This is a genomic window from Massilia sp. YIM B02769 (genome assembly GCF_030411995.1).
Taxonomy (GTDB): Bacteria; Pseudomonadota; Gammaproteobacteria; order Burkholderiales; family Burkholderiaceae_D; genus Telluria.
In genome coordinates this window covers 358,516-371,429 of record NZ_JASNRC010000005.1, presented here as the reverse complement: position 1 = coordinate 371,429, position 12,914 = coordinate 358,516, and the positions used below count along the sequence as shown (strand labels likewise).

10 protein-coding genes and 1 rRNA gene are annotated in these 12,914 nt (G+C 67.6%); 8 read left to right on the top strand and 3 right to left on the bottom strand.

The genetic code is table 11. The features are described 5' to 3' along the window. Nucleotides 1–73: 73 nt before the first annotated feature. From rrf to QPK31_RS10695, 3 genes are all read left to right on the top strand, one after another. Nucleotides 74–186, top strand: a 5S ribosomal RNA gene (gene rrf / locus QPK31_RS10705). 806 nt (nucleotides 187–992) lie between these two features. After that, nucleotides 993–2,144, top strand: coding sequence for a porin (locus tag QPK31_RS10700; protein WP_290422919.1), 1,152 nt, complete (start codon nucleotides 993–995; stop codon nucleotides 2,142–2,144). Nucleotides 2,145–2,239: 95 nt separating this feature from the next. Next, nucleotides 2,240–3,955: a hypothetical protein gene (locus tag QPK31_RS10695; protein ID WP_290422918.1), complete on the top strand. Its 1,716-nt coding sequence runs from the start codon at nucleotides 2,240–2,242 to the stop codon at nucleotides 3,953–3,955. Nucleotides 3,956–4,014: 59 nt separating this feature from the next. Here the strand turns inward: QPK31_RS10695 and QPK31_RS10690 are convergent, their stop codons facing one another. Further along, entirely contained in the window at nucleotides 4,015–5,181 is a 1,167-nt protein-coding gene (locus QPK31_RS10690) for an ABC transporter substrate-binding protein (RefSeq protein ID WP_290422917.1), read from the bottom strand. A gap of 258 nt (nucleotides 5,182–5,439) precedes the next feature. Between QPK31_RS10690 and QPK31_RS10685 the strand changes: the two genes are divergently transcribed. From QPK31_RS10685 to QPK31_RS10670, 4 genes are read left to right on the top strand one after another with little or no spacing between them, the layout of a single operon-like run. Then, the gene (locus QPK31_RS10685; protein WP_290422916.1) at nucleotides 5,440–6,495 is read left to right on the top strand and encodes a branched-chain amino acid ABC transporter permease; all 1,056 of its coding nucleotides are present in this window, start codon (nucleotides 5,440–5,442) and stop codon (nucleotides 6,493–6,495) included. Then, entirely contained in the window at nucleotides 6,492–8,264 is a 1,773-nt protein-coding gene (locus QPK31_RS10680; protein WP_290422915.1) for an ATP-binding cassette domain-containing protein, read from the top strand. Before QPK31_RS10685 ends, QPK31_RS10680 begins: the two co-directional genes overlap by 4 nt. Beyond that, a complete protein-coding gene (locus QPK31_RS10675; RefSeq protein WP_290422914.1) occupies nucleotides 8,264–9,013 on the top strand; it encodes an ABC transporter ATP-binding protein in 750 nt (249 codons plus the stop codon). Before QPK31_RS10680 ends, QPK31_RS10675 begins: the two co-directional genes overlap by 1 nt. Before the next feature lie 7 nt (nucleotides 9,014–9,020). Next, nucleotides 9,021–9,965: a 3-hydroxyacyl-CoA dehydrogenase NAD-binding domain-containing protein gene (locus QPK31_RS10670; RefSeq protein ID WP_290422913.1), complete on the top strand. Its 945-nt coding sequence runs from the start codon at nucleotides 9,021–9,023 to the stop codon at nucleotides 9,963–9,965. A 222-nt stretch (nucleotides 9,966–10,187) separates the two neighbouring features. Here QPK31_RS10670 and QPK31_RS10665 read toward each other — a convergent pair whose 3' ends face one another. Beyond that, complete coding sequence (locus tag QPK31_RS10665) at nucleotides 10,188–11,120, bottom strand: hypothetical protein (protein WP_290422912.1); 933 nt, start codon at nucleotides 11,118–11,120, stop codon at nucleotides 10,188–10,190. After that, nucleotides 11,104–11,757 carry an NUDIX hydrolase gene (locus tag QPK31_RS10660; protein WP_290422911.1) on the bottom strand — a complete coding sequence of 218 codons (654 nt, stop codon included), beginning with the start codon at nucleotides 11,755–11,757 and terminating at the stop codon, nucleotides 11,104–11,106. Before QPK31_RS10660 ends, QPK31_RS10665 begins: the two co-directional genes overlap by 17 nt. A 128-nt stretch (nucleotides 11,758–11,885) precedes the next feature. On the opposite strand from QPK31_RS10660, the gene QPK31_RS10655 reads away from it, so the two are divergent. Next, nucleotides 11,886–12,863, top strand: a complete 978-nt coding sequence (locus QPK31_RS10655; RefSeq protein ID WP_290422910.1) for a cupin-like domain-containing protein — start codon at nucleotides 11,886–11,888, stop codon at nucleotides 12,861–12,863. Nucleotides 12,864–12,914: the final 51 nt, after the last annotated feature.

Sequence of the window (12,914 nt, the reverse complement as noted above, 5' to 3'; positions counted from 1 at the left end):
AGTTACTACCCAACTTTACTTCCTCCAGATTCAGAGCGCGTGACCACAGGCCACGCAGCTCGTACAAGTCATGCCTGATGACCATAGCAAGTCGGTCCCACCCCTTCCCATCCCGAACAGGACCGTGAAACGACTTTGCGCCGATGATAGTGCTGCAACCAGTGTGAAAGTAGGTTATCGTCAGGCTAGTTATAAAGCGAAGCCCACCAAGTGAACTTGGTGGGCTTTTTGCTTTGGTGCGTCCGTTTGCACGTACGGCTGTGCATAGTAGGGTGGGGACTCGTCCCCACCGAACCCAATCAACACGAACAACCGGTGGGTTCGAGAACCCACCCTACGCGATCGGACGTACGCCATCGTAGGGTGGGGACTCGAACCCACCGTCACGCCATCAACACGACAAAGCAGGTGGGTTCGAGAACCCACCGTACGTGATCGGGGACGTACGCCATCGTAGGGTGGGGACTCGTCCCCACCGAACCCAATCAACACGAACAACCGGGGGGTTCGAGAACCCACCCTACGCGATCGGACGTACGCCATCGTAGGGTGGGGACACGTCCCCACAGTCACGCCGTCAACACGACAAAGCAGGTGGGTGCGTGAAGCCACCGGACGTGATCGGGGACGTACGCCATCGTAGGGAGGGGACTCGTCCCCACCGGCACGCCAGCAACACGACAAAGCAGGTGGGTTCGAGAACCCACCGTACGTGATCGGGGACGTACGCCATCGTAGGGTGGGGACTTGTCCCCACCGCAACGCCGTCAACACGCAACACAACAACGCCGGTGGGTTCGAAAGCCCACGATACGCCAACTCTTCCGTTCGTAATCTGCGCAGCAAGCTCAAGCACAGCTGATCCGTTTCGACGTGGCTCAGCAGGAGAATGCTGCTCACTTCGCCCCGTGCACTGCCGGGCACGCAACTTGCCAGTGCCGTGGTCAGCATCATCCGATGCGCATAACCACGAGCTGAACAAGGAGACGGCGATGAAGAGGATCTGTGCACTGGGCGCGCTGGCCGCCTGCATGCAGCCGGCACTGGCGGTCGACATCAAGACCGGGGACTGGACCGTGAACGTCGGCGGCAACGTGAACGCGTATTACACCTTCGTCGATTGCGATGGCGGCGAAGTCGGCGGCCTGGCCCTGGCCGGGCAGGCGCTGGGCTGCGCCGGAAAGGATCGCCGCACGACCATCGGCAACGGCCTGCTGCCGAGCGCCGTGGTCACCTCCGCCACCACCAACAAGGGCGGCTACGACGTCAAGGCGCTCATCAGCATCTACGTGCATGCCGCCACCGACAGCGCCATTGCCCAGAATAGCGAAGTCGATGTGCGCCAGGCGTATTTTTCGTTCGGTAACGCCGGGCTGGGCACCTTCAAGCTGGGGCGCGACCATGGCATCTTCGGCGCCAACGCCATCCTCAACGACATGACGCTGCTGGGCGCCGGCGCACCGGTGCAGGCGACCCAGCGCGGCCGCGTCGCACTGGGTCACATCGGCGCCGGCTACGCCTATTTCGGCCATTATGGCCAGATCGCCTACACCTCGCCGCTGCTCGACTCCGGGGTGACGGTCGACGTTGGCGTCATGAGTCCGGTGGACGACACCCCGGTGATCGCCGGCTCCGCCTACTTGGCCGACTCGACGCCCCAGTTCCAGGCGCAGGTGACCATGACCGTCGGCGAGATCAAGGGCTGGATCGGCGCGAAATCGCAGCGCCTCGACCCGGAGGCGCCGGGAACGCCCGACCTCACCCTGCGCGGCATCGAGGCGGGGCTGCTTTACCAGTCCGGTCCGATCGGCATCCTGTTCAACGTGCAGCGTGGCCGGGGACTCGGCATCCTGGCCGATGCCGACCAGGGCAGGGTGCGCACCACCCATGTGCTGGCACAGGGCACCTGGCAGCAGTCCGAGAAACTCAAGCTGGGCCTCAGCTATGGGCAGAGCAGGAATGCCGACGACACCGTGGGCACGGGCGGGCTGAAGTCGAACAGCAATGTCACCGCCGGCGCCTATTACGCCCTGAACGAGGTCATTACCCTGGTGGCGGAAGGGAGCCAGACGCGCTCCAAGGCCTTTGCCGGGGCCAGGGACAAGATGAACGGGATCGCGCTGGGTGGCATCATCCGGTTCTGAGGGAGGGCAGCCGGCCCAGCGACGAGTCCACCCGGCGCAAGCCGGATGGGTCCGCGTGTAGAATGCAGTCTCGTTCGCTCATCACGGTCATTGATTTGCATTCCGTCCTCAAGCCCCTCATTCGCGCAGCGCTGACCTATCTGCTGTCGGTCCTGGCGATTGCGGCGGTGCTCATCGGCGGGAAGTATGTCATCGAGGGTGTCAAGGGAGCATACTCGGCACGCGAGCAGCTGGCGTTGCTCGTTGGCGTACAGGTCGAGGTCGAACGCTACCGCGCAGAACGCGTGGCCACGCTGGCGCAAGGGCTGACGGGAGCAGGCCAGCTGCCGCTGGCGGCAATCGACGAGCGCATCGGCCTCGTCACGCGGGAGCTGGCAAGCACCGCATCCGAGGAAGCAGGCGAGCTGGAAGCCCTGCTGCAAGCCGGACCGCAAGGCTACGCCGAACGGCTTGCGGCGCGCTACAAGACGCGGCTGGCGCGCGCGGTCCTGCTGCAGGAGCTGGGCTATCTCCAGCAAGTGCGCGCCCACCTGTTCGCCCTGCAGAGCCGGGCCGCGGCCAGCGCGGAGCTAAGCAGGCTGTTGGGCCAGCACCGCGCGGTCTACGCACGGCTCCTGCAAAAACAGAGGGAGGTGTCGCAACTCGGCTGGGTCGATGCGCAGCGCTTCGAACGTCCCTGGGCCAGGAGTCCGAAGCTGGACAGGCTGGCTGCCGAAGTCAGGAGCCTGAGCGCCGACAACGCGCGCGCCGCCGCTGCCTACCGAACCCAGCTGCTTGCCCTGCAGCGCATGCAATCGGTGACCGCGCTGGCCGCGTTCACGGTCGACCACCGCCAGCTCGACCAGGCCGTCCAGCCCCTGCGGGACCGCTTGGCCGACGCACGCGCGGCCGTGTCGCGCAACTGGTTCGCGCGTCTGGCCGAGCCGTTGAAGCGGGCCTTGCCGCTGGCCGCCGGCATCCTGCTCCTCGCACTCGCGGGCAAGGCCGGTATCAAGGCGCTGTTCTACTTCGCGCTCGCGCCGCTGGTCACACGCGGCGCACCCGTGCGACTGGACCCTGCACGCCCAGGCGGGCCAGCGGAGGAGGGAGGCAAGCCGCCGCAAGCGGTCACGCTGCTGTCAGCGTCGGCGGTCTCGCAAACCGTGTCCCTGGCGCCGGGCGAAGAGCTGCTGGTCCTCCCCAGCTACCTGCAAAGCGCCCCGGTCGGCGCGGCGCGCGCCACGCGCTGGCTCATCGCGGGCCGGCCCTGGGCCAGCCTGACCTCGGGCATGGCGCTGCTGACCTGCGTGCAGACCCGTCACCCCGGCGACGGGGTCGTGCTGTCCGCCAGCGACGACGGCCTGAGCGAAATCGCCTTGCTGCGCATTCCCGCCGGCCAGGCGCTGGTGATCCGGCCGCGTGCCCTGGTCGGCGTGGCGGCAGATCGGCGCGGGCCGATCGACATCGGCTGGCAATGGCGCCTCGCTTCGCTGCACGCCTGGCTGACGCTGCAGCTGCGCTACTTCGTCATCCGCGGCCCGCTCACCCTGGCCGTGCAGGGCAGGCGCGGGGTGCGCGTGCAGGCGGCCCAGGCCAGCCACACCATCCGGCAAACCGCGACCCTGGGCTTCTCCACCGACGTGGCGTATTCGACGGTGCGCAGCGAACCCTTCCTGCCTTATCTGCGCGGCCAGGCGCCTTTGCTGTACGACCGCTTCGGCGGCGCCGGCGTTTACCTCTACGACGAAACGCCGGGAGGCGGCCGGCAGGGGCGCATCAGCCGCGGCCTCGAGGGCATCACCGACGCGCTTCTCAAGCTGGTCGGTTACTGAACACGAAAAAAATGCGTCACCCCCGAGGGCAACGCATTCTGCTTGAACCGGCGAACGAATCAGGGCACGTATTTCCAGTTGCCTTTTTCGATGCGCACCATCACCTGCGAGCGCTGGTCCAGGCCCTGGTGGTTGGTTGGGCTCATGTTGAAGATGCCGTGCGAGGCAGGCAGGTTCTTGATGCCTTCCAGCGAATCGCGCAGCGCCGCGCGGAACTCCTTGGTACCCGGCTTCGCCTTCGGCACCGCGGTCTTGCCGGCTTCCTGCAGCAGCATCGCCGCATCCCAGGCATGGCCGCCAAAGGTCGACAGGCTCTCCTTCTTGAATGCGCCGTTGTACTTGTTCACATAGGCCAGCGCCGATTTCTTCACCGGGTTGGTGTCGGGCAGCTGGTTCACCACCAGCATCGGGCCGGCCGGCAGGAAGGTGCCTTCGCAGTCGGCCGCGCAGACGCGCAGGAAGTCGCTGTTGGCCACGCCGTGGGTCTGGTAGATCTTGCCCTTGTAGCCGCGCTCGCGCAGCGCCTTTTGCGGCAGCGCGGCCGGGGTGCCGGAGCCGGCGATCAGGATCGCGTCGGGGTTGGCCGACACCATCTTCAGCACCTGGCCGGTGACCGAGGTATCCGTGCGCGCGAAGCGCTCGTTGGCCACGACCTTGATCTTGCGCGCCGGCGCCACCTTCTCGACCTCGCCCCACCAGCCTTCGCCGTAGGCATCGGAGAAGCCGATGAAGCCCATGGTCTTCACGCCGTTGTTGCTCATGTGCTGGGTGATCGCGGCCGCCATCTGGCCGTCGTGCTGGGTGGTCTTGAAGACCCAGCGGCGCTTGGCATCCATCGGCTCGACGATGCGGGCGGCGCCGGCGATGGTGATCATTGGCGTCTCGGTTTCGGCAGCGACTTCCAGCATCGCCAGCGAGGTCGGGGTGATCGAGGAACCGATCAGCAAATCGACCTTGTCTTCCGAGACCAGCTTGCGCGCATTCTTCACGGCCTGGGTCGCGTCCGACGCGTCGTCGAGCACGATGTACTGGACCTTCTGGCCGGCGATCTCGGTCGGGAACAGCGACACCGTGTTCTTTTCCGGGATGCCGAGCGAGGCGGCCGGGCCGGTAGTCGAGATCGAGACGCCGACCTTGATCTGGGCGTGGGCGGTCGCGGCGGCGCCGAAGGCAGCCAGCGTGGCGACGGTGAGGGCGGTCTTGCGCAAGGAAGTGAGGCGGTTCATGGAGTCTCCTTTGTTGTTGGTTATGCGGCAGGAACAAACCGTAGTATGGCCCAGCGAAAGCAAAAAATGTCGGTTTCTCAACAGTTTTCGCATATCATCTAAAACAAATCGGGCACCAGAAGGCCTGTGCGTTCTCTTTTTGTGCCGCCTGGCGAAACGCCAGGCCTTCAGGCGAGACGTAAAAGGCCCGCCCTCGGGACAACTATTGAGGAGAGGAGGGCCTAGGGTGGGGAGTTCGCCACACCCGGCGGCAGCGGTATGGAGTTATCGATCTTCGCCATCCTGACCCAGGATGGCATTGCCAGCGGGGCCGTGTACGTGTTGCTGGCCCTGGCGCTGGTGCTGGTGTTTTCGATCACGCGCGTGATCTTCATCCCGATCGGCGAGTTCGTCGCCTTCGGTGCACTGACCATGGCCGCGCTGCAGGCCGGCACGCCGCCGCAGAGCGCGCTCCTGCTGCTGGTGCTGGGCCTGGCCTGCTTCGTGCAGGCGCTGTTCGGCACGCTGCGCGGCGCCTCGGTCGGGCAGAGCCGTACACGGGTGCTGGGCGCTTCCTTCCTCAAGTTCGTGCTGCTGCCGGCCGCCCTGTACGCGGCAGCGCGTGCAGTGGACGGCACGGCGCTGCCGATGCTGGCGCAGGTGCTGTTCACCTTTGCCATCGTCGCCCCGATGGGGCCGATGATGTACCGGCTCGCCTTCCAGCCGCTGGCCGAAAGCCCGGTGCTGGTGCTGCTGATCGTCTCGGTCGCCGTGCACCTGGTCCTGCTCGGCATCGGCCTGGTCATGTTCGGGGCCGAAGGCTCGCGTACCACGCCGTTCTCCTCCCACGTGTTCAACCTCGGCACCCTCAGTATCTCGGGCCAGAGCGTGGTGGTGATCGCCACCGCCGTGCTGCTGATCGGCGCCCTGTATCTCTACTTCGACCGCACGCTGTCCGGTAAAGCCCTGCGAGCCACCGCCGTGAACCGGCGCGGCGCGCGCCTGGTCGGCATCGGCACCACGGCGGCGGGGCGCCTCGCCTTCTTGCTGGCGTCCAGCATCGGGACCCTGTGCGGCGTGCTGATCGCGCCGCTCACCACGGTCTACTACGACAGCGGTTTCCTGATGGGCCTGAAGGGCTTCGTCGGCGCCATCATCGGCGGCCTGGCCAGCTATCCGCTGGCCGCGGCCGGCGCCTTGATGGTCGGCCTGCTGGAAGCCTATTCCTCGTTCTACGCCAGCTCCTACAAGGAAGTCATCGTGTTCACCCTGATCATCCCGGTGCTGCTGTGGCGCTCGATCGTGCATCCGCAAGTCGAGGAGGGCGAGGCATGACGCGGCGTTCCCTGTTCATCTTCGCGCTGGCCGTCTGCGTGTTCGGCCTGCTGCCGCTGCCGGCCTATTGGGTCACGCTCGGCAACTACATCGGCCTGTACGCCATCGTGGCGCTCGGGCTGGTGCTGCTCACCGGCGTCGGCGGCCTGACTTCCTTCGGCCAGGCGGCCTTTGTCGGCCTGGGCGCGTATGCCACCGCCTGGCTGTCCACGAGCGCAGGCCTCTCGCCCTGGCTCGGCCTGGTGGCCGGACTGGCCGTCACCGCCGTCTCCGCGCTGTTCATCGGCGCGATCATGCTGCGCCTGTCCGGCCACTACCTGCCGCTCGGGACCATCGCCTGGGGCCTGTCGCTGTACTACCTGTTCGGGAACATGGAGTCGCTCGGCAAGCACGACGGCATCGCCGGCATCCCGCCGCTCACCCTGTTCGGGCTCGACCTCAGCTCCGGCAAGAGCATGTACTTCCTGATCTGGCTGGTGCTGCTGGTGGCGGTGGTCCTGCTGCGCAACCTGCTCAATTCGCGCTCCGGCCGCGCGATCCGCGCCCTGAAGGGCGGCGGCCTGATGGCCGAAGCCATGGGCGTGAACACGGCGGCCATGAAGATCCGCATCTTCGTGATTGCCGCGCTGCTGGCCTGCGTGTCGGGCTGGCTGTATGCGCACCTGCAGCGCGCCGTGAACCCGTCGCCATTCGGCCTGAACGCCGGCATTGAATACCTGTTCATGGCGGTGATCGGCGGCGCCGGCTACCTGTGGGGCGCGATCCTGGGCGCGGCCGTGCTCACCATCCTCAAGGACCAGCTGCAAAGCTACCTGCCGGCGCTGCTGGGATCGAACGGCAACTTCGAGATCATCGTCTTCGGCATATTGATGGTGATTTTGCTGCAGCGCGCCCGCAACGGCATCTGGCCCTTCATCGCGGCGCGCCTGCCGCAGCACCGCGACGCGGTGGCGCCCGAGACGGCGGCCCCGCTGGTCCAGCGCGCCAAGGCGGTGGCCGGCTATCCGCTGCTGGTGATCGACAAGGTGCGCAAGCAGTTCGGCGGCCTGGTCGCCGTCAACGACATGAGTTTCACGGTACACGGCGGCGAGATCGTCGGCCTGATCGGGCCGAACGGCGCCGGTAAATCCACCATGTTCAACCTGGTTACCGGCGTGCTGCCCGCGACCAGCGGCGAAGTGCGCCTGCGCCGCGGCGAGGAGCTGGTGCGCATCGATTCGCTGCCGTCGCGCCGCATCGTCGAACTGGGCATCGGCCGCACCTTCCAGCACGTGCACCTGCTGCCCGAGATGACGGTGCTGGAAAACGTGGCCATCGGCGCCCACCTGCGCGCGCACAAGGGCGTGCTGGCCAGCGCGGTGGGGGCGGATCGCGCCGAAGAGGACGCGCTGCTGTTCGAGGCGCGCCGCCAGCTCGAACGCGTGGGCCTGGGCGAACTGCTGTACGAGCAGGCCGGCAACTTGGCCCTGGGCCAGCAGCGTATCCTGGAAATCGCACGCGCCCTGTGCGCCGACCCGGCCCTGCTGCTGCTCGACGAACCGGCCGCCGGCCTGCGCTACAAGGAAAAGCAGGCGCTGGCCGAGCTGCTGAACAAACTGAAGGGCGAAGGCATGAGCATCCTGCTGGTCGAGCACGACATGGACTTCGTGATGAACCTGACCGACCGCCTGATCGTGATGGAATTCGGCACCAAGATCGCGGAAGGGAACCCGGCCCAGGTGCAGCAGGACCCGGCCGTGCTGGAAGCCTATCTCGGAGGACTGGACTGATGAACGCCGCACCCGTATTGGAAGTGAGGGACCTGCACGTCGCCTACGGCAAGGTCGAGGCCCTGCATGGCGCGCGCATGCGCGTCGACGCCGGCCAGATCGTCACCGTCATCGGCCCGAACGGCGCCGGCAAGTCGACCATGCTGAACGCGATCGCCGGCGCGCTCGGCGCCAACGCATCGACGCAGGGCGCGGTGCTGCTGCGCGGGCAGGAGGTAAAGGCCTGGCCGGTGGAGGAGCGCGTGGCCCAGGGCATGAGCCTGGTGCCCGAAAGCCGCGACCTGTTCACCACCATGAGCGTCGAGGACAACCTGCTGCTGGGCAGCTACACGCGCTACAAGCGCGGCGAGAAGGACCTGCGCACGCAGCTGGAGCTCGTGTACGACCTGTTCCCGCGCCTGCGCGAGCGGCGCACCCAGGCGGCCGGCACCATGTCGGGCGGCGAGCGCCAGATGGTGGCGCTGGGCCGCGCGTTGATGGCCAAGCCCGCGCTGCTGATGCTGGACGAACCGAGCCTGGGCCTGGCGCCGCTGATCGTGAAGGAGATCTTCCGCATCATCGTGCGCCTGAAGGAGACCGGCGTGGCGATCCTGCTGGTCGAGCAGAACGCGCGCGCCGCGCTGCAGGCGGCCGATTACGCCTACGTGCTGGAGACCGGCGACGTGGTGATGGAAGGGCCGGCGAGCGAACTGGCGAACGACCCGAAAGTGATCGATACCTATCTGGGCCTGAACAAGAAATCCGCATGAGGTGAGCATGGAAGCGAACGCAATCCGTTGTGTCGGCGTGATCGGGACCGGCGTCATCGGCGCCAGCTGGGCGGCCTGGTTCCTGGCGCGCGGCTACGAGGTGTCGGCCTGCGACCCGATGCCGGGCGCGCAGGAGCGCCTGCGCGAGGCGGTCGCCCGGCACTGGCCGGTGCTGGAAGGGATGGGCCTGGCCGATGGCGCATCGCCCGCGCGCCTGCGCTTCAGCGCCGACCTGGCCGAGGCCCTGCAGGGCGTCGACTTCGTCCAGGAAAACGGGCCGGAACGCGAAGACCTGAAGGTGGCGCTGTTCCGCGACATGGATGCGCTGCTGGCGCCCGGGGTGATCCTGGCCTCGAGTTCCTCCGGCCTGCTCATGAGCCGGGTGCAGGGCGCCTGCCGCCATCCGGAACGCGTGGTGCTCGGCCACCCCTTCAATCCGCCGTACATGATTCCGCTGGTCGAGGTGATCGGCGGTGCGCTGACTTCGCAGCAGACCGTCGATCGCGCCATGGCCTTCTACGCCGCCATCGGCAAGCGTCCGATCCACGTGCGCAAGGAGGTGCCGGGCCATATCGCGAATCGCCTGCAGGCGGCGCTGTGGCGCGAAGCCTTCCACCTGGTGGAGCAGGGCGTGGCCAGCGTGGCCGATGTCGACACCGCGATTGCCTACGGCCCCGGCCTGCGCTGGGCGCTGATGGGTCCATTCCTGAACCTGCACCTGTCGGGCGGGGAGGGCGGCCTGCGCCACATGCTCGATCACATCGGCCCACCGATGGAGAGCTGGTGGGCCGACCTGGGTACGCCCCACATCACCGAGGAACTGAAGCAGACCCTGTGCGCCGGCCTGGATGCGGCCCTGCTTGAACACGACCGGACCGCCCTGGCGCCGGCGCGCGATGCGCTGCTGGCAGGGCTGATCGCGGCGAAAGCAGGCAAGCCGGAACTGCCTTGAGCGCGGCCCGGCGGGCCGGCACTGCGAATACCAGCACCAGCATGGCGGTGTCGTGCACGCTCGGCATGTGCTTTTACGATACCTAAAAATGTAACTAACCAACAAAAAGCCGCAACAAACCCAGATCATTCAAGGTTCCGGACTACGGCAATATCAACAAAACACAACCAGGCATCCAGGAAGAGGGGCCGGGGCGTACCAGCCGCCCCGAAACGCGCCGCCTTATTCCGCGCGCGGCCCGTGCTTACCGCCACTTGCGCCTGCCTGCTCAAACCGCGTATGCAGCACCACCACCCGGTCCTGCATCGTTCGCCAGGCAGGCAAGTCACGCGACGCATGACGAAAGCTGAAGGTCATGCCGTTGCGAGAAAACCGGTGCAGGCAGTCACGGACGCAAAAGACCTCGCCGATCCGGTTGCCATGCCCATCGACCTGGACATAACGCAGGTCGTGCGCACCCCTTGACTCCAGCCGGAACAGCCCGCGCAGTGCGCCGCCTTCCTCCACGAGGTGCGCCGGCACCTCCCTCGACATCCCGAAGGGCTTGCCGTCGTATTCGAAGGCCGCGTAGACCGTCGCGCAGAATGGCTGGGTGCAGGCAGCGCCTGCCGGCTGGAAGCCGGGCGCCTCGGCCTCGACGCTGTATCCGACCATGCTGCCCGGCCACTGTGCCCGGGGCCGGTACACCCGCGGGATGGCGAAGCGCCTGCCCATGAGACTGAACCGGTAGGTGGCGTCGAGCGGGATCTTGCCGGCATCGTCGAAGTAGCGGCGCGATGGCTGGCAGACGATCGGAAACGGACCGTAGGTGCCTTCCACGAAGCGGTGCTTGACGCGCGACCAGTGGAAGGTCAGGGATTCGGCATCGTCGCCGACCACCAGCACCGCATGGTGATGGGCGATGCGTCCGGCCAGGTGCAGGCCCGAGGTATCGTCCGCCGTGCGCACCGGCACGTAGACCTGTCCCTTGCGGTCGCTGGCGTCCCTGGCCACCTGCACGCAGAACGGCTGGCCCGCGGCGATGGCGATCGCCTGCGCGCGCAGGTCGCGGCTGGTCATGGCGCCATACCACGCCAGGCCCCAGGCGGCCAGGCCGAGGATCGCGGCCAGCCCTGCCAGCAGCAGCGCCGCGCGCCGCCTAGCGTGCAGGTCCATGGCAGGCCAGCCAGTCTTCGAGCGCGGCGATCAAGGGCGCATCGTTCGGATGCACCGCCACCTGCCGCAGCCGGGCCAGCGGCACCAGGTGGACCGCCTGCGATTCCCAGCCCATGGCGGCCGGACTGCCACCGATGCGGCGCGCGACGTAGTAGCGGGTATAGGTGAGGGTGCGCCGCACGTCGAGCAGGAAGGCCTCCACGCGTACCTGCAGCCCCGACTCCTCGAAGGCTTCGCGCACGCTGGCGCAGTGCAGGCTGGTGCCCGGATCGACCCGGCCCTTGGGGAAAGTGGCGCTGTAGCCGCCGAAGCCATTCGAGGGCGCCACCAGCCACACGCGGCCGTCGTCTTCCAGGATCACGGCGCCGGCGGCAGCTGCCATCCCGGCCGGCAGCACGAAAGGCGGCTCCTCGATGCCGATGCCGGCGACACAGGCGCTCCAGCCCTCGCTGACGGCGGGCGCATCGGCCCAGGGCGCGAACGCCAGGCCGTTCAGCATGGGCGGCAGGCTGCCGCCTGGCAGCACGGTGGCGATGCGGCTGGCGTCGTCCCAGTGCGACAAGGGCGTGGGCGTGGACGGCTGGCGGATCACGACGGGGCGGCCGTCGTCGTCGGGGCAGGGGTGGTAAGTGGTCATCACGGCGCGGGTTGGCAAAAACAGGATCATCCACGGAATGGGCCGCGCTGGCAATCGGACAGCCGCATGCGCTATGCTGTCTCCCCTACGCGTTTGAGAAGCGCCCGGGCAGCCGGGGCGAGAAGCACATGTCAGAGAAGAAGTACCATCACGAGCACGCGGACGCAGCGCAACCGGCGCCCGGCCTGGAGCGCCTGCCGCCGCGCCCCACCGTGCTCGACACCGCGCCGAGCGCGGACCCGGAGGCCAGGCAGGCGGCCCGCGCGCGCCGCGATGCCGAGGTGCGCGGCGTCAGTTCGATTGCCGCCATGCGCGACGCGGTACAAAGCGTCTCGCGTACGCTGCCGCCGCTCGATGCGGTGCCGCGCGTGCGCATCCGCGACACCCGCGACTTCCGCCGCCGCGCCGCCGCTGGTTCACCCTTCCTGATCGACGGCGCGGCGAAGCGCTGGCCCCTGTGCGGCATGACGCCCCAGGCCCTGCGCGAAGAATTCGGCGCGCTGCCGGTGCGCGCCCGCGTCGGCGACTACATCCATACCGCGTTTGCCCCCGACCGGGCGATGCGGGACATGTCGATGCTGGCCTACCTGGAACTGGCCGCCGCCGGTGCCGAGGCGCTGCCGCCGTATGTCGGCAACCTCGAGCTGCGCGAACTGAACCGCTTCTGCCACTGGCCTGCCTGGCTGGAAAAGCCCGGCCCGCCGCGCTTCTGGCTGGGCCCGGCCGGCACGGTCACGCCGCTGCATTGCGACTACGACGACAACCTGTTCGCACAAGTCTGGGGCGGCAAGCGCATCTGGCTGGCGCCGCCGCACCACGACGAATTCCTCTATCCGCGCGAGGCGAATGCGCTGCTGTTCGGCTCGCCCTTCGACCCGGACGCGCCGGACTACGAGCGCTATCCGCTGGCGCGCCAGGCGGCGCTGGTCGAGGTCGTGGTCGAAGCAGGCGACATGCTGTACGTGCCGGCCGGCTGGTACCACCAGGTGCGCTCGCTGGCGTTCTCGCTGTCGGCCAACCGCTGGTCGCGCGCGATGCCGGTGGTGCTGGAGGGGAAAGCGGCCGCGCCGCTTGTGCTAGAGTGCGCGTCACGCCGGGACGTGTAACGCGACCGCCGCCCGGCCGGATTATTTCAACGTTCAACCACAGTCTGGAAC